Origin of the sequence: Bacillus sp. LB7 (assembly GCF_030449715.1) — a bacterium.
Taxonomy (GTDB): domain Bacteria; phylum Bacillota; class Bacilli; order Bacillales; family Bacillaceae; genus Bacillus; species Bacillus paralicheniformis.
In genome coordinates this window covers 178,831-201,805 of the sequence record NZ_JASGCA010000004.1, presented here as the reverse complement: position 1 = coordinate 201,805, position 22,975 = coordinate 178,831, and the positions used below count along the sequence as shown (strand labels likewise).

General features: G+C 45.5%; 24 protein-coding genes. 15 read left to right on the top strand and 9 right to left on the bottom strand.

The genetic code is table 11. The annotated features are described in order from the left end of the window. Position 1: 1 nt before the first annotated feature. Positions 2–334, bottom strand: coding sequence for a MerR family transcriptional regulator (locus QMZ64_RS07610; protein ID WP_020451114.1), 333 nt, complete (start codon positions 332–334; stop codon positions 2–4). Positions 335–524: 190 nt separating this feature from the next. Between QMZ64_RS07610 and QMZ64_RS07605 the strand changes: the two genes are divergently transcribed. From QMZ64_RS07605 to QMZ64_RS07595, 3 genes are all read left to right on the top strand, one after another. Beyond that, the gene (locus QMZ64_RS07605) at positions 525–680 is read left to right on the top strand and encodes a hypothetical protein (protein ID WP_095323572.1); all 156 of its coding nucleotides are present in this window, start codon (positions 525–527) and stop codon (positions 678–680) included. Between the two features lie 104 nt (positions 681–784). Continuing rightward, positions 785–964, top strand: coding sequence for a hypothetical protein (locus QMZ64_RS07600; RefSeq protein ID WP_025812004.1), 180 nt, complete (start codon positions 785–787; stop codon positions 962–964). 174 nt (positions 965–1,138) lie between these two features. Further along, positions 1,139–1,600, top strand: coding sequence for a MarR family winged helix-turn-helix transcriptional regulator (locus QMZ64_RS07595; RefSeq protein ID WP_020451117.1), 462 nt, complete (start codon positions 1,139–1,141; stop codon positions 1,598–1,600). A 5-nt stretch (positions 1,601–1,605) separates the two neighbouring features. Here the strand turns inward: QMZ64_RS07595 and QMZ64_RS07590 are convergent, their stop codons facing one another. The 3 genes from QMZ64_RS07590 to QMZ64_RS07580 all read right to left on the bottom strand — a co-directional run bounded on the left by QMZ64_RS07590 (position 1,606) and on the right by QMZ64_RS07580 (position 6,133). Further along, the gene (locus QMZ64_RS07590; RefSeq protein ID WP_265627214.1) at positions 1,606–3,456 is read right to left on the bottom strand and encodes a DNA ligase D; all 1,851 of its coding nucleotides are present in this window, start codon (positions 3,454–3,456) and stop codon (positions 1,606–1,608) included. A 3-nt stretch (positions 3,457–3,459) separates the two neighbouring features. Beyond that, positions 3,460–4,332, bottom strand: coding sequence for a non-homologous end joining protein Ku (gene ku, locus QMZ64_RS07585; RefSeq protein WP_265627213.1), 873 nt, complete (start codon positions 4,330–4,332; stop codon positions 3,460–3,462). A 148-nt stretch (positions 4,333–4,480) separates the two neighbouring features. After that, positions 4,481–6,133 carry a diguanylate cyclase domain-containing protein gene (locus QMZ64_RS07580; protein ID WP_265627212.1) on the bottom strand — a complete coding sequence of 551 codons (1,653 nt, stop codon included), beginning with the start codon at positions 6,131–6,133 and terminating at the stop codon, positions 4,481–4,483. Between the two features lie 288 nt (positions 6,134–6,421). Between QMZ64_RS07580 and QMZ64_RS07575 the strand changes: the two genes are divergently transcribed. The 4 genes from QMZ64_RS07575 (at position 6,422) to QMZ64_RS07560 (ending at position 10,241) form a co-directional block, all read left to right on the top strand. After that, entirely contained in the window at positions 6,422–7,063 is a 642-nt protein-coding gene (locus tag QMZ64_RS07575) for a DedA family protein (RefSeq protein WP_265627211.1), read from the top strand. 271 nt (positions 7,064–7,334) lie between these two features. Then, entirely contained in the window at positions 7,335–8,102 is a 768-nt protein-coding gene (locus QMZ64_RS07570; protein ID WP_020451122.1) for a TerC family protein, read from the top strand. A 295-nt stretch (positions 8,103–8,397) separates the two neighbouring features. Then, positions 8,398–9,153, top strand: coding sequence for an RNA polymerase sigma factor SigI (sigI, locus tag QMZ64_RS07565; protein WP_265627210.1), 756 nt, complete (start codon positions 8,398–8,400; stop codon positions 9,151–9,153). Beyond that, positions 9,150–10,241 (top strand): anti-sigma-I factor RsgI family protein, encoded by a 1,092-nt coding sequence (locus QMZ64_RS07560; RefSeq protein ID WP_265627209.1) that lies wholly within the window; start codon positions 9,150–9,152, stop codon positions 10,239–10,241. Before sigI ends, QMZ64_RS07560 begins: the two co-directional genes overlap by 4 nt. A gap of 12 nt (positions 10,242–10,253) precedes the next feature. Here QMZ64_RS07560 and QMZ64_RS07555 read toward each other — a convergent pair whose 3' ends face one another. Beyond that, complete coding sequence (locus tag QMZ64_RS07555; protein WP_020451125.1) at positions 10,254–10,451, bottom strand: alpha/beta-type small acid-soluble spore protein; 198 nt, start codon at positions 10,449–10,451, stop codon at positions 10,254–10,256. Between the two features lie 132 nt (positions 10,452–10,583). Continuing rightward, the gene (locus QMZ64_RS07550) at positions 10,584–11,303 is read right to left on the bottom strand and encodes a DUF1836 domain-containing protein (RefSeq protein ID WP_265627208.1); all 720 of its coding nucleotides are present in this window, start codon (positions 11,301–11,303) and stop codon (positions 10,584–10,586) included. Between the two features lie 141 nt (positions 11,304–11,444). Here QMZ64_RS07550 and htpX point away from each other — a divergent pair, with 141 nt between their 5' ends. From htpX to QMZ64_RS07525, 5 genes are all read left to right on the top strand, one after another. Next, positions 11,445–12,338, top strand: coding sequence for a protease HtpX (htpX, locus tag QMZ64_RS07545; protein ID WP_101560786.1), 894 nt, complete (start codon positions 11,445–11,447; stop codon positions 12,336–12,338). Between the two features lie 148 nt (positions 12,339–12,486). Continuing rightward, a complete protein-coding gene (locus QMZ64_RS07540) occupies positions 12,487–13,836 on the top strand; it encodes a TrkH family potassium uptake protein (RefSeq protein WP_265627207.1) in 1,350 nt (449 codons plus the stop codon). A 112-nt stretch (positions 13,837–13,948) separates the two neighbouring features. Then, the gene (locus tag QMZ64_RS07535; protein WP_265627206.1) at positions 13,949–15,949 is read left to right on the top strand and encodes a penicillin-binding transpeptidase domain-containing protein; all 2,001 of its coding nucleotides are present in this window, start codon (positions 13,949–13,951) and stop codon (positions 15,947–15,949) included. A 47-nt stretch (positions 15,950–15,996) separates the two neighbouring features. Continuing rightward, the gene (locus QMZ64_RS07530; protein ID WP_243939976.1) at positions 15,997–16,212 is read left to right on the top strand and encodes a hypothetical protein; all 216 of its coding nucleotides are present in this window, start codon (positions 15,997–15,999) and stop codon (positions 16,210–16,212) included. Then, positions 16,209–16,391: a hypothetical protein gene (locus tag QMZ64_RS07525; protein WP_145652504.1), complete on the top strand. Its 183-nt coding sequence runs from the start codon at positions 16,209–16,211 to the stop codon at positions 16,389–16,391. Before QMZ64_RS07530 ends, QMZ64_RS07525 begins: the two co-directional genes overlap by 4 nt. Positions 16,392–16,443: 52 nt before the next feature. On the opposite strand, the gene QMZ64_RS07520 is transcribed toward QMZ64_RS07525, so the two are convergent. Next, complete coding sequence (locus tag QMZ64_RS07520; protein WP_265627205.1) at positions 16,444–17,469, bottom strand: acyltransferase family protein; 1,026 nt, start codon at positions 17,467–17,469, stop codon at positions 16,444–16,446. A gap of 308 nt (positions 17,470–17,777) precedes the next feature. Here QMZ64_RS07520 and QMZ64_RS07515 point away from each other — a divergent pair, with 308 nt between their 5' ends. From QMZ64_RS07515 to QMZ64_RS07505, 3 genes are all read left to right on the top strand, one after another. Further along, positions 17,778–19,991 carry a PAS domain-containing sensor histidine kinase gene (locus tag QMZ64_RS07515; RefSeq protein ID WP_265627204.1) on the top strand — a complete coding sequence of 738 codons (2,214 nt, stop codon included), beginning with the start codon at positions 17,778–17,780 and terminating at the stop codon, positions 19,989–19,991. Between the two features lie 7 nt (positions 19,992–19,998). Beyond that, positions 19,999–20,496, top strand: a complete 498-nt coding sequence (locus QMZ64_RS07510) for a methylated-DNA--[protein]-cysteine S-methyltransferase (RefSeq protein WP_301441221.1) — start codon at positions 19,999–20,001, stop codon at positions 20,494–20,496. A gap of 91 nt (positions 20,497–20,587) precedes the next feature. Further along, on the top strand, positions 20,588–20,701 hold the full coding sequence (locus tag QMZ64_RS07505; RefSeq protein WP_003181063.1) for a hypothetical protein: 114 nt from the start codon (positions 20,588–20,590) through the stop codon (positions 20,699–20,701). Between the two features lie 7 nt (positions 20,702–20,708). On the opposite strand, the gene mtnA is transcribed toward QMZ64_RS07505, so the two are convergent. Continuing rightward, the gene (gene mtnA / locus QMZ64_RS07500; protein ID WP_265627203.1) at positions 20,709–21,770 is read right to left on the bottom strand and encodes an S-methyl-5-thioribose-1-phosphate isomerase; all 1,062 of its coding nucleotides are present in this window, start codon (positions 21,768–21,770) and stop codon (positions 20,709–20,711) included. Positions 21,771–21,775: 5 nt separating this feature from the next. After that, the gene (gene mtnK / locus QMZ64_RS07495) at positions 21,776–22,972 is read right to left on the bottom strand and encodes an S-methyl-5-thioribose kinase (protein WP_265627202.1); all 1,197 of its coding nucleotides are present in this window, start codon (positions 22,970–22,972) and stop codon (positions 21,776–21,778) included. Between the last annotated feature and the right edge of the window lie 3 nt (positions 22,973–22,975).

Below are 22,975 nucleotides of genomic sequence, written 5' to 3'. Positions count from 1 at the left end.
TTTAGCGGTTTTTGTATTTAAAATGAGCGTTAAGCTGTCCTTCGAGCATTTTCTTTCTGAGCTGCTGGTCGTTTTTCAGCCTCTGTTCTTTTTTGCGCATATCTTTGAGGATTTCTGCCGTCTGAACACCGTCTTCCCGCTTGTTTGCGATTTCCATCAGCCGTTCGACGTCAGCAAAGGAATATTTGCGCGTGCCTCTTGAAGAGCGCTGCGGATAGATCAGCTTGCGTTCTTCGTAATAGCGGATCTGCCTGACCGACAAACCCGTCAGCTCGCTGACAATGCCAATTGAAATCACTTTTTTATCTTTATAAGAAAGATCTTCGACTGTCATTTTCCCACCCCTAAGATGACTTTTTTGTATTATATAAGAAAACGCGCGAAAAAACCTGACGTTTGTCAGAAAATCTAACATTGTTGAAAAACTTTTTAAAAAATCGCGGAAGAAAAGTTTACAGGAACAATGCAAGGGGTAAAAGTGTTTTGTATGCTGTAGGTACAGACTGATGAGGAGGAATCGTTGGATGAAGGAACACAAAGCAGTCACACTCGCCAAAGAAATCGTTGCTTTAGACATCAAGAGAGACGAATTGCTCGAGACATTCATGAAGCTTGCCGGAAAGGATGCGTTTCCGCTGCTGAGGGCGGTGCAGAACGGATTTTATCAAAAGTCCTCTTAAATCCGGAAGTGGGTGTGAAGGCAAACTTTACACGGCCTTAAAGCCTGGTTAATAAATAAGGTCTATTCTTATATTACAACACACGAAAATGAAAGGAGAAGATCATGAGCAGATTGTTAAAAAACGCTTTGGAAAAGGAAAGAAACCACTATTTAAAAAAACTGAACTCACTCGGTGAGTATAATCAGGATGTTTTGCAGAGGATGACGATTACGGAGCTCAGAAATGAATATTTTTATTTTTTCCGGAAAAATAAAGCCCGTTTTCAAAATCGGCCATTTTGAAAAAAACGGGCTTCTTTTTAATATCTTAAAAAAAATAAGCAGGAGTTTTCTTTCGGATAACGAAAATATATACATATAGAATATGGGAAAAGCATGACCCTTTCTTTTTCTACATTTGTAAGGGTTTTCATTTCCCGGGTTCATTTTAAGAAAATAGTATAAGAGGTAGATGATATGAGACTTTCGTTTAATGAGGAAGAAGTTCACCGTGCTATGTCGCTGTACAAGGTTTTTGCCAGGGCTTTTAAAAGCGTTTCAGAACATAGTATTCGGGACAGCAAGGAACACGGCTTTAATCCTACAGAATTTGCTGTATTGGAGCTTTTGTATACGAGGGGAGCCCAAAAGCTGCAGCAAATCGGCTCGAGGCTGCTCCTTGTAAGCGGAAACGTAACCTATGTGATCGACAAACTGGAAAAAAACGGTTTCATCAAACGAGAGCAGGACCCGAAAGATAAACGGTCTGTCTATGCGAATTTGACAGAGAAGGGAAAGGCATATCTCGATGAGATTTATCCGATCCACTCCCTGAGAATTGCGCGGGCTTTTTCAGGCTTAACAAAAGAGGAACAGGAGCAGCTGATGGCCCTTCTGAAAAAAGCCGGAATCCACAGCCAGCACCTATTGTTTCGCTGAAAAAGTCAGTTTTCCGTACGGTCATTTTCTTTTAAGTGATCGAGAATAGCTTTGATCTGTTTGTCTTGGGGCTGTCTGAAGAAGCTTTCGAAAGGGCATCCGAGTTCCTTTGTGCGTTTGATGACAGCCTCCATCGTAAAATTTGAGGGTGCCAAGTCTGAATAGACTTCATCCCAAAACAGTGGTGCGGCCACTGTGCCAAGCTCATTGCCTCTTGTGGAATACGGGCAGATGATCGTTTTTCCCGGAGCGTGCTGCACATAATCAATATAGAGTTTTCCGCCCCTGTTTTTAATCAGGCGTTCGGTTGTGAACAGATCGGGAAAAAGCGAGACACAATAAGAAGCCGCAAAGCTTGTGAAAAGGCGGGTTTCTTCATAAGTAAAGGCGTTTTTTGAAATCGGAATATAGATTTGTATCCCTTTATTCCCCGACAGCTTTGGAAAAGATAAGAGGCCGAGCTGATCAAATAAACGGTGAAGCTCTTTCGCGGCTCTGACGGCCAGCGGAAACTCCGACCTTGAAGGCGGATCGAGATCGAAAACGATTTCGGTCGGACGGGTCGTATCCGCTGTTTGAAAAGGGATATGGAACTCCAGCGCAAGCTGATTGGCAAGCCACAGCAGAACCGAATAATCGCTGCAGATGATATGCTCGTGCTCGTCATCCCGAATCGACGTGATAAATTCGGGTGCGTAGTCGGGCTTGTTTTTTTGAAAAAAAGATTCTCCGCCGGAACCGTGCGGATAACGGATAACGGTAAGCGCCCGATTGTCGAGAAACGGAAGCAGAAAATCGCCGATTTCATTCAGATATCCGATGTAATCCGCTTTTGTTTTATTGCTTTTAGGAAAGATGACTTTATCAAGGCTTGTCAGCTGCAAATCGGGGTGGACGTTTCTTGAATGAAGCAGCAGGCGCTTGTAAGTACAATCTTCCCAAGCCATGTCAAATTCAAAAGAAACAAACGACACTTCGCGCAATGTCCCGTAATGAATCGTTAAATAATGGACCGTCATGCAAATCGACGGATCTATGGTATATTCGCCGGGCTTTGTTTCGGTTCCGTACTGCTTGACGATTGAAAGAATGGCGTTTCTTTCCTGTTCTCCGAGTCCGTGGGAAACCGAACCGACTTCTTTGATTTGACCGCGGTCATAGACGGCGATTGTCAAATAACGGTTTGCCATGTTGTAGCCTGTCATAAATACAGCTGCTTTTTTGTAGTTTTTGAGCTTGAGCCATTCGGCTGTTTTTTTATTTTCAGCCCAGCGGCTGTCTTTTTTCTTCGCAACAATTCCCTCGCCGTCAAACCTTTTAACAGCATTCCATAGAGCATGGAAATCTGAAGTGTCAGGGATGTATTGAATTCGTGCGTGAGCCATCGGATCGGGAGCCATCGGCAAGCCGAGTTCTTTCATCAGGTCGGAAAGCACGCGTTTTCGTTCGGTATAGGGGAGTGAGGTTAAACTTTCTCCTTTAAAGACCAGTAAATCAAAAGCGAGGTACTGACACGGTTTCTTCGCGGCAGCTTGTTCAATCAACTCGGCCTTTTTGCTTAACCCTCTTTTTTGGACGTATTCAAACCGGGAACGAAAACGGTTTGTCAACGACACAATTTCCCCGTCAATCGTGATCGGCAAGTGTTCTTTGAGATTTTCGATCATGCTTTTTGCAAATTGCGTAATTTCCGGAAATGTGTTTTCGAGCGGCTGCGCGTTTCTGCTGATGAGCGAAACGTCGCCGGCCGCAGAAATTTTTAAAATCCCCCGATACCCGTCATACTTGGCTTCATACCGCCAATTGCCGCCTGAAGGAGCGGATGTGGTCAACACGGGCTGCATCGTAATTCCCATTTTTTATTTTGCCTCTGAAGCTTTTTTGCGCGACGTTTTTTTCTTTTTTTCCCCGGTTCCTTTTGCAACAGGCGTTTTTGCCGCTTCCCGGTCAGGCGCTTTTGTCCGTTCGATGCTGGCTTGGAGAGCGCTCACGAGATCGATGACATCCTCGCGCGGAGCGGCGGCTCCGGCATTTGGTGTGACACCCTCATTATGATCGATTTTCTCTTTGATTTTATCCATCAGCGCAAGTCTGTACGTATCTTCATATTGTTCAGGCGCAAATGTCGTCGTCAGCTCGTCTATTAGTGAAATCGCGGTTTGCAGCTCTTTTTCGTTGACCGCGGTTTCCTCCGGAACACCGGGTACGTGGGCCGCGTTTCGGACTTCATCAGGGTAGTGGATAGACTCCATTAAAATGCAGTTCTCGTAGACGCGAAGAATGGCGAGCTGTTTTTTGGAGCGGATGGTCATATGGGCGATTCCGATCTTTTCTGTTTTTCTGAGCGCTTCGCGCAAAAGTGAGTACGCTTTTACACCGTTATCTCCCGGTCCGACGAAATATGAACGGTTGAAATAGATGGGGTCGATTTCCTTTAGCTGGACAAAATCAACAATTTCGACAGCTTTGTCTTCCTGCTCTTCTTTGAGCTGTTTCAGCTCATCGTCCGATAAGACGACGTATTTGCCTTTAACATATTCGTAGCCTTTGACGATGTCGTTGGGCGCGATTTCCTGGTGGCAGTTTGTGCACTTTTTCTCATACTGAATCGGGGCGCGGCATTCTTTATGAAGCGACCTTAATTTAATATCCTTATCCTCTGTCGCTGCGAACAGTTTAATGGGGATATTGACAAGGCCGAAGCTGATTGAGCCTTTCCACATCGTATGCATCGGTTCGGTTCAACTCCTTTTCTTTTATTGATGCCTCTCTGCAGATTGTTTCATGAATAGCAACTTATGGATAACAGCGCGAAAAAAAAGCATCCAGGCTTCGGCCCGGATGCTTGCGGCGATACAGTGATTTGCTTGGGGAAAGCGCTTAGTTCGGCTCGGGTTCCTCCTGCAAAGACGGTCTGTTCTTTCTGGCGAGAGAAGAAGAAAAATATTGATATCTGCTTTTGCTTTTGTGCTTCGCGGCGTACATGGCCATGTCGGCTTTTCTCATCAGCTCATCACCGTCTGTTCCATCGGCCGGAGAAACGGCGATTCCGATGCTTACCGATGTTTTGAGGCGGTGCTCTTTAATGTGAAAAGGCGTTTCAAACTGACTGATCAATTGCCTGGTCAGCTGATCTGTCCCTTGTAAAGGGGCGACAATGATAAATTCGTCACCGCCTAACCGGGCGATGAAGCCTTCATCAGGCACACAATGCGCCAAACGCTGTGCTGCTGCCACCAGCAGCAGATCTCCGACGTCGTGGCCAAGGGCGTCATTAAACACTTTGAAACGGTTTAAATCCAAAAACAATACGGCCGTCCCCGTCTTCTGCCGCTCCAGAGCATTTGCGAGATGGTCGACTGCATACCGTCTGTTTGGCAAATCTGTCAACGCGTCATAGTGAGCCATTCTATGGATTTTGCGTTCTGCTTCACGCTGGTTTGTCATATCTTTGCAAATGACATAAATGCTGTCAAGCTGCTTTCTGACGTACACCGGTATCAGCGTCACATTTACATCAAAACGCTTTTCAGCTATTTCGATTTCCGTGTCGCGGTTGAGGGCCTGTTTTTCATTTTGGACCTGAAGAAACCAGTTGAGCAGTCTGTCATGATCCTCCCCTCGAAAAAACGAAGACAGGCGCTCAGGCTCAACTCCCATTTTTTCAAGAAGGCTGTATCCCGATGAATTGGCGGAAAGCATTTTGCCTTCAAGCGAAAACACGTAGATCGGATCAATGTTGTGGTTAATTAAGGACTGGAACCGTTCCTCATTATCTTTGATTTTCTCGATATGAAACAGCAGACGCTTGTCAGTGAAGGCGCCGAAAATCAAGAAGCATTGAAGCATCAGGCTGACAAGTACGATCATAATGCCCAGTTCAATTGCATCGATTCCTTCGCGGCCTGTATCACGGCCGTCAGTCATGAAAAGCGTAGCTGCTGCCATTCCTGTATAGTGCATGCCGGAAATGGCGCCGCCCATTAAAAGCGCGCTTCCGATTTTAATGAACAAGATCCGAAAGGAGCCGGTTTTTTTGGCGAATACCACTGACAGTTTTAAGGCAGCGAAGGAGGCGAAAATGGCGATTGCAAAAGAGGCGGCATAAAGAACGGGATGATAGACGATTGTCATATTCTCCATCGCCTCCATCCCGATAAAATGCATGGATGCGATCGCACTTCCCATTGCAAGGGAGCCCGCCGCCAGTCTTGCATTCGTCGGTTCTTTTCCATTCACAACATAAAATGAAATGAGCGAGCCTGCGAAAGCGGCAACAATCGAAAGCAAGACGAATCTCAAATCGTATTTCATTTCTTCGGCTGTCTGAAATGACAGCATCCCGATAAAGTGCATAGACCAGATACCAAGCCCCATCGTGAGGGATCCGGCCAAAAGCCATCCGATATTTTTCCTGCCCTTTGTATGGACGACCCGTTCCGATAAATCAAGGGCTGTGTATGCTGCCAAAACCGCAGTGATATAGGATAAAAGAACGAACCATCCATTATATTCACCAAAAACTTCTGTCACTTTCTTCTCCGCCTTTTTGTACTATGATGAAAAATCTGAATTTCTATACTGTATTATGAAAGGCCAGACTGCCGTACTCTTAACCGTTGACATAAAAAAGCGGCAATAGCGCTACATCCGGTATAATTCGTGAATTATACTATATATAATGAAATTCGCCAATAAAAAATGATATCCTTCTGGTCTTTCTAAGGAGGACTTCCCATTTTGCTCTTCAATTTTCCTGAATTGTGTTAAAATCGTTTTTGTACGTTCTTTGGAACTTGAAATTATCAATCGTCAAAGGTTGTGGTCGATATCGAGGAGTTTATTTTATCATTGGCTGAGGCGTTTAAGAGCCTCTCGTATTTAGGGATTTTTCTGGCGCTGTGCATCGAATTCGTGCCGGCTGAAATCGTTCTGCCTCTTGCCGGCTACTGGGTGTATCAAGGCGATATGTTGCTGATCGGGGTCGTTGCCGCAGGTTCACTGGGAGGTGTCGCAGGTCCGCTGACGCTTTACTGGCTCGGGAGGTACGGGGGGCGGCCGTTTTTGGAGCGCTACGGCAAATACTTTTTCATTAAGCCTGAAGCGCTCGAAAAATCGGACAGGTTTTTTGAAAAGCACGGGGGGTTTGTCGCATTCAGCGGCCGGTTTATACCGGGCATCAGAACGCTGATTTCCATTCCGTGCGGACTCGCTAAAATGAATGTGTGGGTGTTTTGTATGTATACATTCCTTGCGATCACACCGATTACGTTCGTCTATGTCTATTTAGGCTTTTACCTCGGCGAAAACTGGAGCAAGGTCGGCAGCCTATTGGACGGATACCTTCTTCCGGTCGGCATCGGATTCATCGTGTTGTTCGTTCTTTACCTTTGGGTGAAAGGCCGGCGGAACAAAGTCAAATCGCAAAGCGTTTCGGCCTTTTTAAATAAAAATAAGGATTGACAGCCGGGCGCATATGAGGTTAATATTATCTTATAATTCAATATTTTCTTTTATCCCAAAGGGGAGTAGCGTCCGGATGTTAAACCGGAAACAAAGTCGTCAGTTCATGGATGTTCATCCATCGGCTTTGTTGGCATGATTTAATCAATGATAACCATGTCTAGCAAGACCTTTGCCTAATGTTGGCAGAGGTCTTTTTTGTTTTCTGAAAATACCCTGCTGCATTAGCGGGAATAAGAGAAAGAGACAATCACTTAGGAGGAATTATAAAATGGACGCAGCATTATTACTTGAATATGGTTGGGTTCTTCTCATCCTAGTTGGGCTGGAAGGTATTTTGGCCGCGGACAATGCCCTTGTCATGGCGGTCATGGTTAAACACTTGCCTGAAAAAGACAGAAAAAAAGCGCTCTTCTACGGGTTGGCCGGCGCGTTTGTGATGAGGTTCGGCGCTTTGTTTGCGATCTCTTTTCTTGTCAACGTCTGGCAGGTGCAGGCGATCGGCGCCGTCTATCTGCTTTACATCTCCATTCACCATATTTTGAAAACCCATGTTTTCAAAAAGGACGAAAAGGTGAAAGAGTCGAAGCAAAGCGGTTTTTGGCCGACGGTTATCAAAGTTGAGCTGGCGGACATCGCGTTTGCCGTCGACTCGATTTTGGCGGCGGTTGCCCTGGCTGTCACACTTCCGGCAACGAACCTGCCGCAAATTGGCGGACTTGACGGCGGACAGTTCATGGTGATTTTAGCCGGCGGGATCATCGGACTGATTATTATGCGTTTTGCTGCGAGTCAATTTGTGAACTTGTTAAAGAAACGTCCGAGCCTGGAAACGGCTGCTTTTCTGATTGTCGGCTGGGTTGGTGTGAAACTGACGCTCTATACGCTCGCACACCCGCAAATCAACATCGTCTCTGAACATTTTATTCATTCAGGTACTTGGAAGTTCATCTTCTGGGCGGTGCTGATCGCCATTGCGCTTGGGGGATGGTTTATGACAAATCCGAACAAACACGAGAATAAAGCTGCAGAGGAATAAACAGCTTTCGCCAGACTGCCGGTCTTTCACCGGCGGTCTTTTTTGTTTGCCTGCACTAGGAAGCGCCGGGGATGATTGCTCTAGTCCAACCGAAATAAGATTTCATTTTATTAACAGGCGTGTTACAAAAACGGCGGGAAAACCCCCTTAATCGTCAAACAGATCACGAATTGTTCTAGGAGATCAAACAAATCATTGTCACAATTGAAAAATTAGAAATGAATACCGTGTTTTCTCCTTTGCGAATCCCTATCAAATTAGCTATCATTAATGAGTAGTATAGGGAGGAACTGAGGTGAAACCAGTGCTTAGCCTTTTGTTTAAGACAGGAAAAAAGAAACAATCATTAGAAGAGTCTGTAATAAGCATACAAAAAGGAAATCAGCAGTTGCAAAACGAGCTTATCCATCAGTATAAGCCTTTTGTGGCTAAAACGGTTTCATCCGTGTGCAAACGATATATAGATGAAAAAGATGATGAATTCAGCATCGGCTTGATTGCATTCAATGAAGCCATTGAAAAATATTCTTCAGATAAAGGAAATTCTCTGCTTGCATTTGCAGAGCTGATCATTAAGCGCAAAGTCATTGATTATATCAGAAAAGAAGCGAGAAATGCCCAGAATATCAATATGGACATGCAAGAAGGAGAAGAGCAGGAATCCTCTCAAAGCATGATTGAAGCGGAGCTTTCCATTCATGAATTCAACCGCATGCTCGAACAGGAGCAAAGGCGGGAGGAGATTTTCCATTTTAAAGAAAGGCTTAAAAGTTTTGGCCTGTCTTTTTCCGATTTGCTGGAGCATTCCCCGAAACATACGGATGCAAGGCAAAACGCCATCAAAGTGGCATGTACGCTAGTCGAACATGAAGAATTAAAAAAGATCTTGTTTGAAAAAAAGCAGCTTCCCGTCAAACAGCTTGAAAAGCTGGTGGCTGTCAGCAGAAAAACTGTAGAGAGAAACCGCAAATATATCATTGCTATGGCGATCATTATAACGGGCGATTATGTTTACCTTAAAGATTATCTAAAAGGGGTGCTCAATTCATGAGAAGAGGAATTATTGTAGAAAAAAATAAAAAATTCGTCACATTACTAACCCCTGACGGACAATTTTTAAAAGCAAAGAGCACAGAGGAAGATTATGAAATCGGTCAGGAAATTGCTTTTCCCGCGGAGACGAGAATGTCGAGGAAGCGTGCGGGCTTTTTTGATCTGCTTTCGCTCCGTCCGCTGAAAGCAGGCGTTTTTTCAATCGCGGCGATCATGCTGCTCGCTTTCATGATCATCCCTGGTGTGTTAAACAACAATAAAGCATACGCCTATATGACGATCGATATCAACCCAAGCTTTGAATTGACACTCAACAAAAACTGTGAAGTTATCGATTTGGTGCCGCTGAACGAGGATGGTAAGGACTTAATGAGCAGTATAGAAAATTGGGAAAAGTCTGACTTTAAAGAGGTGATCAGTGAAATTGTCGATGACAGCGATAAGAGCGGTTATGTCACCGAATCAAAAGAAGTGCTTATCGCCACCGTATATGAAAACAATGAAGATGACACATATAAGGCGACGGTAAAAAGCGAAATTGATCATGTCGCGAAAAAATACGAGCAGCAGAACTATAAGATGGAAGCGGTGGAATCAGACCTTGATACGCGTGCAAAAGCACAAAAAGAAGGCATCTCAACAGGCCGTTATATCCGTTCCCATAAAGATGAATTAGAAGACAAAAACAAAGATGATGACAATGAAGATCACAAAGATGATCAAAATCAGGAAGGAGATACAGGAGAAAAAGAGAAAGCTGTGAAAGAAGAAGATCAGCCGGAACAACATACGGATGATGAAGAAGCAGATACGGAAGATCATCCTGATGGCGAAAAACCTTCAGATCAAGATCAGTCTCAACCTGATCAAGAAATGGAAAAAGAAAAGGAGTCAAAATCCCCTAATACCGAAAACCCTCAAGAACATATCCATAATGACAAAGACGGTCAGCAGTCGGAGGAAGGAACGCAGAAAAGCGGTTCCGGCACAAATCAAGAGAGCCCTAAAACTCCTTACCAAAAGGAGAAAAAACCTTCTGACCAAACAAATCAACAAGAATATCCGCCGAGCGGGCCCGGCGAATAAACCATAGGGTATTTATTTGTCAGTATGCCCATTCATTTGAGCTTGTGCCTGCTGTACAAGTCGTTTTGTCATTTCCCCGCCTACAGACCCGTTTGAGCGAGCGACCGAGTCCGAGCCGAGCTGGACGCCGAACTCCTGGGCGATTTCATATTTGAACTGGTCTAAAACCTGCTCCGCCCCGGGAACGACGAGTTTATTCGTTCTTGCCATGATTCTCAACTCCTTTTTCAATTGGTACTGCTTGTTTAGTTTGAAATAGACTGAGGCTTTTTATGCTGGCAATTGTTGAAGGTGCAAAAAAACGCCTGGCGATTGGCAGCCAGGCGCGCCGGTCAGCGGCGATTACTTCATATCATATTTTAAGAAGACGCTGTCAATCATGGAATGGGCGGTCGCCTGTATGTGCGAAGCGATGACGGATAGCACCGTGACAGCGGTGATATCTCTCGCTTTGTTCCATTCGGGATGGGCCAGATCTTGATAAAAACCGCGGAGCTGTCCAGTCTGCTCGATGACGATTTTTTCAAGCGCCGATTCATTCAGCGTATAGTCTTTGATCCGGTACACATAATCGAGAACCCGCGCATACCCTTCATAAAAGCGCAGCGGACTCACCACATCATCTGAGCGGTCTGTAATCGTATTAAAAACCGTTGTTAAGATCGGCCGGATCGTTTCGAAGTCATAAACCGATTTTAAGTCTCGTACAATGAGAAGGATGACGGCTTGGTCGATGGAATATTTTTTGCCGAGTTCCGGATGTCCCATCAAATCTTTTATATCGCGTTTGATCCAGTTTTGGATGGCTGTCGATTTTAAGGATGTCAGTTCGCACAAATTTCCAAGTTCAACAATTTCATTTGTGGAAAGCCCATGTTCCGTTTTTGGTTTTTTTCGTTCGTACCGGACAATGAATTCGGGGATGTCCAAATTGTCTTCCGGCTCATCGGGCGCCAAATCGGCGGATCTCAAAAGAATCGCAAGCGGACTGACATCCAGCTGCCCTTTTAAAGCGTACATCAGTTTGGCCATTTCCAGGCGAGTCAGTTTAAAAGGTTTCATCATTCCACCTCATTATGTATTAAAATGAAATAGCAAACAATATAAAGATTATCTTACGTCTTATCACTTGCATTTTCAATTCTATGCCGTATAATTTTATTATACAAGTTCATTTGATCTTATTATAACATGGAGGTAATCATGGGAAAAAGAATCTTTCTCTTTCTTTTATCGAACATTTTAGTCATTACGACGATCGGTATCGTGCTGTCCATTATCGGTTCGCTGACAGGCGTAGGCACGTATTTCACGGCTGACGGCGGCATCGATATTGTTGCGCTTCTCGTATTCAGTGCTGTTGTCGGCTTTGTCGGCTCCTTTATGTCGCTTTTGATGTCAAGATGGATGGCGAAAATGGCGATGGGCGTTCAGGTGCTGAATCCTGATAAGCAAACGCTCAGCTACGAAGAGCAGCAGCTCGTTGACCGGGTATATAAGCTGTCCCGCGCTGCCGGACTGACAAAGATGCCTGAAGTCGGCATCTACAATTCACGCGAAGTGAATGCCTTTGCGACCGGGCCGTCCAAAAACCGCTCGCTTGTCGCTGTATCGACGGGGCTTCTTCAGGAAATGGATGACGACGCAGTGGAAGGCGTGCTTGCTCACGAAGTGGCGCATATCGCAAACGGCGATATGGTGACGATGACGCTCCTTCAGGGAATCGTCAACACGTTTGTTGTTTTCTTCGCCCGGATTGCGGCATGGGCTGTTTCACGCGTTGTCCGTGAAGAGCTGGCGCCGATCGTTCACTTTATCGCGGTCATCGTCTTCCAAATTGTGTTTTCCATTCTCGGAAGCCTTGTCGTGTTTGCGTACTCCCGCCACCGCGAATATCATGCGGATAGAGGAGGAGCAGACCTTGCAGGCAAGGATAAGATGATTCACGCGCTCCGCTCGCTTGAGCAGTACACTTCAAGAGTCAAAGAAGAGCAGGCATCTGTTGCAACTTTGAAAATCAACGGGAAAAAGCACACATCGCTTTTCTCAACACACCCTGATTTAAGCGACAGAATCCGCCGTCTTGAAGCAAAATAATCAATATGCAAACCCCCTTTTTCAAGGGGGTTTGCTTTTTAAATTTAAAAATCGAAAATCGGCTGTACATAAGAGCATGTTTCCTTTAAAATGGAACACGTTATACACAAGAAGCGCAACTTTTGAATATTGAAAAGAAGGAACGATTATGAAGGTTTTATTGAGAAAACTACTGCGCGTGCTGTCTCCTGTACAGCTGATCGCGCTCTATTATTTTTTGGCGGTGACGGTTTCCGTTATATTATTGAGTCTGCCCGTTGCGCACAAGAATGATGTGGAATGGTCATTTATCGATGCCCTTTTTACTGCGGTGAGCGCAGTGAGTGTAACCGGTTTAACGGTTGTTGATACAGCTGATACATTCAGCACGGCCGGAATTTGGATTTTGGCGTTTGTTCTGCAGTTTGGCGGGATTGGTGTGATGGCGCTCGGAACATTCGTCTGGCTGATTTTCGGCAAGCGGATCGGCTTGAAAGAGCGCCGGCTGATTATGACCGATCAAAATCAATCCAACTTATCGGGCCTCGTCAAGCTGATGAAGCACGTGCTCGGCTTAATCCTGCTGATCGAGTTGTTTGGCGGGCTGATTCTCGGCACATACTTTTTAAAGTATTTTGACACACCGGGGGAAGCCTTTATACACGGATTTTTTACGAGTATCAGCGCAACGACCAATGCCGGTTTTGATATTACCGGCAACTCGCTGATCCCGTTTCAGCACGATTATTTTGTCCAGTTTATCGTCATCATGCTGTTGATTTTGGGAGCGATCGGCTTCCCGGTGCTGATTGAGGTAAAGGATTTTCTGCTCAGCAAAGAGCGCAAATTCACTTTCAGCCTGTTTACCAAATTGACATCAGTCACTTTTTTCCTTTTAGTGATAGGAGGCGCGATCGGCATATTCGCCACGGAAGCGCGCTTTGCCTTTTCAGGAAAATCGTGGCACGAAGTCATATTCTATTCGCTGTTCCAGTCGACGACAACCAGGAGCGGCGGACTCGCGACGATCGACATCAGCCAATTCACGCATACGACCATCTTGTTTATGTGCATGCTCATGTTCATCGGCGCTTCGCCAAGCTCTGTCGGAGGGGGCATCCGGACAACGACCTTTGCCTTAAACTTGTTGGCGCTCTATCACTTCGCGCGGGGAAATAAATCGGTGAAGATTTTCAAACGTGAACTGCACCAGGCGGACTTAATGAAGTCATTGATTGTGACGCTGATGGCGGTCATTCTCGTTTTCGGCTCGACACTCATTTTGACAATGACGGAAAAACATTCTTTGCTTGAACTGCTGTTTGAAGTGTGTTCCGCTTTCGGTACGACCGGCTTGTCGATGGGCATCACTCCAGATCTGAGCACGATTGGCAAAAGTGTCATCATCCTTCTGATGTTCATCGGCCGAATCGGTATTGTCACCCTGCTCTATTTGTTCGGCAGAAAAGAAATCGAAGCGAATTACCATTATCCAAAGGAAAGAATTATCATCGGATAAGAAAGACAGTTTAGTTAAACTGTCTTTTTTTATGATCATAAAGTCGGTCGCTGTATTTATTTGTATGATATAATGCTTAAATGGCGGACTTGAAAAAAAGGGGGAAGCAACGATGAAAAAGAGAGTCATCCATTTGTTTATAGCCGCCGGATTTCTATTGCTCGCCGGAGCCTGTTCTAACGAGCCGACAGCAAAAGAAAGCATGGATCAATATGTAGACAAATGGAACGAGCAAAAATTTGAAGAAATGTATGAACAGCTGTCGGCTGAAGCGCAAAAATCGATTTCAAAAGACGAGTTCATCAAGCGCAATCAATCCATTTATGAACAGATCGGAGTTTCCGATTTGAAGGTTTCAGCCGTCGATAACGATGAAGATGATAAAAATAAAGAGAAAAAAGATGCAGTGACAATACCGTATAAAGTCAGCATGAATACATTGGCCGGCCCCGTTTCCTTTGAAGGGAAGGCAAAGCTTGTCAAAGAAAAAAACGACGGTGACACATCATGGAAAGTCAACTGGAACCCATCCTTTATTTTTTCACAGTTGAAGGAAGGGGAGACCATCCGGATTACCGCCAAAGAACCAGCGAGAGGCATCATTTATGACAGAAACGGAAAGAAACTCGCTACGAATGCGACAGTGCCTGAAATCGGCGTCGTTCCGGGGCAGCTCGGAGATGATAAAGACGGTGTCATCAAAAAGCTCGCGAACATGCTTGACATGGAAAAAAAAGACATCGAAAAACAGCTGTCCGCAAGCTGGGTGACGGACGAATCATTCGTTCCCCTGAAAAAAGTGAAGCCTGGCAGCACAGAGCTTCTCAAAAAAGCGACCTCTCTTCCCGGGGTTTTGAAACAAGATACGCAATCAAGATACTATCCTTACGGTGAAAAAGCCGCACATCTTACCGGTTACATACGGCCGATTACCGAAGAGGAATTAAAGCAGAATAAAGAAGGCTACAGCGAGCATTCGCTGCTCGGAATCGTCGGTCTCGAACATATTTATGAAAAAGAGCTCAGAGGAGAAATCGGCTGGACGATTTCGATTCCTGAATCAGGCGCGACGGTTGCCTCAAAGGATGCAAAAGACGGAAAAGACATCCACACCACGATCGACATGAACAAACAGGAAGAACTGTACAACCAGTTAAAAGATGATTCCGGCGCTGCCGTTGCGTTAGAGCCGCAGACTGGAGAAACGTTGGCGCTTGTCAGCGCGCCTTCATACGATCCGAACGGGTTTTTGTTCGGCTGGAAAAAAGGAGAATGGGAAAAACTCAACAAAGATGCGTCTGCGCCATTCACCTCTAAATTTAATAAAACCTATGCTCCGGGTTCAACGATCAAACCGATCACGGCTTCAATCGGTCTGAAAAATGACGCGATCAAAGCGGATGAACCGAAGAAGATCGAAGGGAAGGAATGGCAGAAAGATTCGTCATGGGGCGGATATAAAGTCACACGGGTTTCCGAGCGATTAAGCGATGTCAACCTGGAAAACGCGCTGATCACCTCCGACAACATTTATTTCGCGCAGACCGCCCTTGACACAGGTAAGGATCAATTTGTCGAAGGCCTGAAATCATTCGGCTTTGAGGAAAAGCTTGATTATGAATTCCCGACGAAGTCTTCCTCCATATCAAACGAAGGAATCGACTCGGATATTCTCCTTGCCGATTCAGGATACGGACAGGGGCAAATGCTGATGTCGCCGATACACCTTGCGGCAAGCTATACGCCTTTCTTGAACGACGGTAATCTGATCAAGCCGCACCTGATCAAAAAGGACGGCGAAGAGAAAGAAATATGGCATAAAAACGTACTGCCCACAGGCGGAGCAGAAGCGATTACAAAAGGGTTGAAAGGCGTTGTAGAAGACCCGCGCGGCTCGGCTTACAAGCCGGTTGTCAAAGGGCTCACGATCGCAGGGAAAACGGGAACGGCCGAGCTGAAAACGAAAAAAGACGAAAAAGGTAAAGAAAACGGCTGGTTCACCGCCTATGATTACAAGAACAAAAACCTTTTAATCACGATGATGATCGAGGATGTGTCAGACCGCGGCGGCAGCTCATATGTCGTCAATAAAGTGAAAAAAGTGTTTAAATAAGCGCCCTTCAGGGTGCTTATTTTTTTGCCGAAAACTGGATGTGTGGAATGTACGGAAACGGAAAGGATATGGATGAAACGACAAAAGAAAGGAATGTCATCATGAAAAGAAAAGTTGCCAGAAATGAAGCGGCTCTTAACAATAAAACGCCTGCTGAAAGCATGCATGATCATCAATACATGACCCAATATGATGCCGAAAACGGAGACAGGGGCGCCAACCGCAACTCGAAACACGGGAAGCAGGGAGAGTCGAACCAATGAAAAAACATCAAAAAAGCAAGGATATGCAAAACCATAAAAAACCGATGAATCCGGATGTGCTTCAAGAGGAATTTTCAAACGAACTGGGCGATGTCAACGCCTTTAAATTTATTGATGTGATCGAGAACAATAAAAAGAAGAACAAAAAGGCGGACGGACAGAAGCGGGATAAAGATTGAAACTGCGGATCAAACGAGAAAGGTGCAAATCGGAAACGATTTGCACCTTTAATTATTTTAAATAAGGGTTATATCCGTTGTCTTTTTTCAACATCCTCATTAAATTCGTCATTTTCAATTCGATGAATGGCTGGGCGACCGTTTTGACAAATCCACTTGATAAGCAGAAGGTTAAAATCGCCGTGGCGATGATTAATAGCGTCAGACTTTGATAATCGGCAAGCCATTCTTCCGCACCCGTTTTTCTGAACGACTTGATGATAAAGCCGTGCAGCAGATAGACATAAAATGTGCGCGTTCCCCACAGGGTAAAGAAATACCGCCTTTCAGGCACAAGCGCCATGAACGCGAAGGTTGAGGCGAACGTGATGACGAGGAGCGCCACTCGGTTTAACCCGCTTTTGATCCCGACATTGCCGAATTCCGAATAGGGTTTGGATCCGAACAGCCAGGAGTAATCGAAGTCTACAAAAAAGTAGAAAACGAACGTTGCTGCTAAAACAGCTAGAGCGGCCTGCTTGCCTTTCCATCCTCTCAGCATTTTAAAATGGTTTTTTTGCAAATAATAGCCCGCCAAAAAGACCGGGAAGAAAACAAACGTGCGGGACAGGCTGAGCGTGTTGCTGATCAGGTCGATATATCCGACAAGAACGGCGATCGCAAAGCTTGCGGCAAACGCCCATTTCGGCGGCAGTTTTGTGAATGGAAACAACAGGAGATTCCAAAAGAACAAGCTCAGCAAAAACCAAAGCGACCATTGCGGTTCAATCGGATTTGCGGCAGTTAAGCTTTGATCATCGATAAAGGAATAAAACAGCGTATAGATTCCCTGGAAAATCAAATAAGGAACAATCAGCTTCCAGGCGATTTTTTTGACATATCCGGGGCGGTTGAATCCTTTTGCAAAATAGCCTGATATGAGAATAAAAGCAGGCATATGAAACGTGTAAATAAATTTATAAATATGAAGCAGTGCATCATTATCATGAATATAGGACCTGATTATATGTCCGAATACGACGAGAAAAATTAATAGGAATTTTGCATTGTCGAAATAGCTGTCGCGCGAAGTCGCCATAACATCACCCTTTCACAAACATGTTCAGGAGGCGCCGGTGCGGGAAGCGTTCGAACCCTGGAACATTCTTTCCGGAATACGTCTTCCACCAGTCTTGCCTCATTTTAAAATTTTAAAATAGAAAGCATGTGTTTTCCTATGCATTAAGTCTTATTGTTAGGCCGCTGTAATTGAACAGTAAGGAACTTTTATATCGTCATCTTCCTGTAAAATAGGCGGAAAGGTTGTAAAAGTTCGAAACAAATGAAGGAAGATTTTCCGGTTTGTAGAATAATTGGAGGACAGGTTTTCAAGAAGGAGTGTAATAAATGGAGGAAACTCTTGATTTGAATGAATCCTTAAATCTGCAAAACCAGCTGAACAGACTGAAGAAAGAAAACGCCAAGCTGAAAGCGGATTTGTATCAGTATGAACTGCTGTTTAACGGGACGCTGGACGCTATTTTTATATTGGATAAACAGATGAACATCATCCAGGCGAATGATGCTGCCTGCAAGATTCTCCAAAGCCAAAAAAAGAATTTGCTGAACCGGTCGGCGCTCGATTTTCTGCACGCCGTTCCGCCGGATGAACTAAATCAGAACATTCACCGCTTTTTGGAGCGGGGATATGCGAAAAAGGAAGTGGCCATCAGGCTTGACAACGGATCTGTCAAATATATCGAGTTTACTGCTAGCAAAGGAATCGGTGAGGACTGCTTTTTTGTCGTCATGAGAGACATTTCGTCGAAAAAAATATTGGAGCGGGAGCGCACCATTAATGAAAAGCTGTTTAAAGATTTGTTTCACCGCGCGGTTGAAGGAATCGTCATCTTTGATAAACAAGGCTGTTTCATTGATGCGAACCATTCGTTTTGCCAGAGCTTCGAAATTGAAAAAACAGAGCTTTCAAAACTGAAGCTGTCTCAATTCGTATCCCCTGAAAACAAGGGGCGGCTCGATAAAATCTGGAACGCTCTTTTCAGAAGAGGGAAAGCAAAAGGGGAACTTCCTGTCCGGCTCAGATCAGGAGAAGACCGGCTGTTTGAGCTGACGATAACCTCGAATATTTTAAACGGCTTTTACATGTCGATTATGAGGGATATTACCGAGAAGCGCTCAATGGAAAAACAGCTGTTTAAAAGCGAAGAACGCTTTAGGGAAGTCTTTGAAAATGCGATGGATGCCATCATCCTGATGAATAACGACGGCCGCATCGTCAAAGCGAACCAGTCGGCCTGCAAAATCTTCGAACTGCCGATGGATCAGCTTCTCAACAAGAAGATGACCGATTTTATTGACCAAACCAATCAGCGGTATCATGCTATCCAAAAGCAGTACGATCAAAAAGGGGAAATCCGGGCGGAACTGCTGTTTCGTATGGCAAACGGACAATATAAAGAGCTTGAGTTCACATCAAAACGGATCATGTTCGACAGCCAGGACTTAACCATTTTGAGGAATGTCAGCGACAGAAAACGAATGGAAAAAGAATTGCGGGAAAGCGAATTGAAGTTCAGAAAAGTATTCAACGGATCAATGGACGGAATCGTTCTTTTCAACAACCAGTACGACATTATCGATGCGAACCCCCTTGCCGGAAAAATTCTCAGCACCCCTCTTGAACAGCTGAAAACGTCCAATCTTCTTGATGTCATCTCCGGCTATCATATAGAAAACGCAGCTTCTCCCGCCAAAACGATTTCCTTTGAAGAAATGGATAATGATATTCCATTCCTGCTGAGCGACCAAAAACGGATTCTTGAATTTTCATTTAAGCGAAACATCATTCAAAATATGAACTTGGCGATGCTCAGAGACGTGACGGAACGAAAAGAGCTTGAAGAACGGCTCCGCAAGTCTGATACCCTTCATGTCGTAGGAGAACTCGCAGCCGGAATTGCCCACGAAATCCGCAACCCGATGACGGCGTTAAAAGGGTTTATCCAGCTGCTGAAAGGCAGCATCCAAAATGAGGATCACGCGCTTTACTTTAATGTCATCACATCAGAGCTCAAAAGGATTGAATCGATTATTACGGAATTTCTCATCCTTGCAAAACCGCAGGCGATTATGTATGAAGAAAAAAACATCGTCAAAATCATGCAGGACACAATGGATTTGCTGCACGCACAGGCAAACCTTGACAACGTTCAGATGCATCTGAAGTGCGAAGGCGGCATTCCGCTGATTTATTGCGAGCCGAATCAGCTGAAACAGGTATTTATCAACATTTTGAAAAATGCGATCGAAGTGATGCCTGACGGAGGCAACGTATATGTGTCGATCAAACCGAAAGGAGACGACCATATCATTATCTCGCTTGCTGACGAAGGAATCGGTATGACAGAAGACAAATTGAAGAGGCTCGGCGAACCTTTTTACACGACAAAAGAACGGGGCACTGGACTCGGGCTCATGGTCAGTTATAAAATCATTGAAGAGCATAATGGAAAAATTGAAGTTGAAAGTGAAGAGGGGAGAGGCACGACATTCCACCTGACTCTCCCGATCAGACAGCATCATGAGGAGGAGGAGGCTTAATCGCATCGTGGGCTTTTATATTGAAATGACCTCGCCTTTTGGACAAGCTTACATTGTCGAGGAAAATAACCACATTACACATTTGCTATTTGAAAAAGATGAACTAAAACAGCTTCAACAAGACGGCCTGGAGCTTCGCCGGACAGAAACGGAATTGTTGAAGGAGGCAAAGCTCCAGCTCGAAGAATATTTCAGGGGGGAACGGAAGACGTTCACCCTTCCTCTCCGCCAGGATGGAACCCCGTTTCAGAAAAAAGTGTGGGAGGCGCTGCAGTCGATCCCGTACGGTGAATCACGGAGCTATTTAGATATCGCGTGCGCCGTCGGGAATCCGAAAGCGGTTCGCGCAATCGGCCAGGCCAATAAAAGAAATGCGCTGCCGATTTTGGTCCCGTGCCACCGTGTCATCGGCAAAAATCGTTCTTTGACGGGGTACTCCGGAAATGAAACGGATAAAAAAGCGGCGCTGCTCGACATCGAAAATATTGCGTATAAGGGAAAATAATATACGAGCACGCCGTTTCTTTTTTTCGTCAGCGACATATAATTTTATTAAGTTAAAAATGTTGGTCTTGGTAAAAAAGGAGGACGAATAAGTGAAAACGAACCGCCCGAAAAAAATAGCAGGATACGCGGAATTGTTCGTCAAGCTGCACGTGTTGACCGAAGAGCAGAAGAAAGACATCATCAAATCGATTAAAATCCGCTAAAGCGGCCTCAAGTAAGGGCTTCAGCGGAAAACAGCGCTTCAATTTCTTCTTCAAACCTGTCTGTGATAATCCCTTTTTCCGTAATGATTCCAGAGATTAAATCGTGCGGCGTGATATCAAAAGCAGGGTTGAACACTGGCACCTCTTGCGGCGCTATTAGCGTTCCGTTTATCTGTCTGACTTCATCCGGATCGCGTTCTTCAATCGGAATGTCGCCGCCGCATGGAATCGAGACGTCAAAAGTTGACAGGGGAGCAGCGATGAAAAACGGGATTTGAAAGGCTTTGGCGAGGATTGCCAAGCCGTATGTTCCGATTTTATTGGCTGTATCTCCGTTTTTTGCGATCCTGTCCGCTCCGACAATGACGGCTGAAATGTTTTTTTCTTTCATCGTATGGGCGGCCATGCTGTCTGTAATCAGCGTCACGTCAATTCCCCCCTGCATAAGCTCCCACGCCGTCAGGCGCGCACCCTGCAGAACAGGTCTTGTTTCACAGGCATAAATATGAAGGTCGAGATCCTTTGTTTTGGCAAGATAAAACGGGGAAAGGGCTGTACCGTACCTGCTAGTCGCGATCGAGCCGGCGTTGCAGATGGTCATGATGCTGTCACCCGATTTGAACAAATGCAGTGCATTCTGTCCGATTTGCCGGCACGTTTCTTCGTCTTCAACCTGGATCTGAATGGCTTCATGGATCAGATTTGTTTTTGCTTCATTGACCGATTTTGCGTCCTCCGCACTTTTTACGAGCCGATTGAGAGCCCAGGATAAATTGACGGCTGTCGGCCTTGCCTGACTGAGTTCATCTTTGATTTTGCCGAGTTCCAGCAGAAACGCGGAAACGTCAGATGTATCGATGCTTTGGGCGCTAAGGGCGAGTCCAAATGCGGCTGTAATGCCGATGGCAGGCGCACCCCTCACTTTCAGCGTTTGGATCGCATCATAGACGTCTTCTTTTGTTGTGAGGTGCAGGTATTCCGTCTTTTCGGGAAGCTTTTGCTGGTTCAGGATTTTTACCGATGTTTCTTCCCATTCGACAGAGCGGGGCACCGCAAATTGTTCAGGCATGTCATTCACTCCTTAAGCGCGTTCCGAAACGCTTCAATCAAGTCTTTTGGCGTCCGGAAACCGCTGCGTTTTTCTATGAATGCTGCGCCTATTTTAAGGGCGAGCTTTTTTTGGCTGATTCTCCGGGAAAACGGAACGATTGTATCAAGGTCCGCCACATGGGCAAGGCCGATCGTCCTACGGATCATTTCGCAGCCGGCAAAGCCTGCTGCGTCTTCAAACGCCTGTTTCAGGACTGATTCAAGGCGTCCTTTCTCATTTTTGCAAGCGTCAAGAGCATCGTTTTCCCATGCTTCGCTGAATGTCCGGTTGAACGTATGCCAGACGGTCTCGACATGGCGGTATAAAGGAGCCCGCCTGTTTTCTTCGCGGGAAAGCGCGTGTAGCAGCAGGTTGGCGATAAACTGTCCAATGTCAAACCCGATCGGGCCGAAAAACGCAAATTCAGGGTCGATGATTTTCGTTTCCGCTTCTTCACTGGCGAAAATGCTGCCTGTATGCAGGTCGCCGTGGATCAGCGTTTCCTCCGCAGACAAAAAGCGCTGTTTCAGTTTTGCCGCTTCAATTTTTAATGCTTCATTGCGCCAAAGATCTTCCGCTTCATCGCGAAGCTCTTCTTCGAAATCGTTCGTCTCATGGTCAAAGAAAGGGTCTGTGAACACAAGGCTTTCTGTAATATCGCACAGATCCGGATTCGTAAACTGCTTCACAAGCCGCCCTTTAACCGTTGGGTCAAGCGCATATTCAGACGAGTAAAAATGCGTTTTTCCTAGGAATTCTCCGATGTCTTCCGACAGGTGCGGATAATCCTTCCCGTCAATCAGTCCTTTTCTGGCGATTTCCAAGTGAGAAAGGTCTTCCAATACGGTGACGGCAAGCTCGGTGTCAGAATAGTACACGTTCGGGACAAGGTGCGGGACATGCTCTGCTTGGCGGATCAGCGCACTGCTTTCGATTCTCGCCCTGTCAAGCGACAGCGGCCAGCTTTCGCCGACGACTTTTGCATAAGGCACCGCCTGCTTGATGATCAGCCCTTTTTGCTGCTCTTTGTCATACACGCGGAAGACGAGATTCAAGTTTCCGTCCCCGATCTCCCGGCATGTCAAGGTGCTTTTGCTTGGAAAAAGCCCAAGGCGGACGGCCAGCGCGGCCGCGGAGCTTTCGGTCAAAGTTTCGTATGCTACGGTTTTCGTTACGGTCATGTG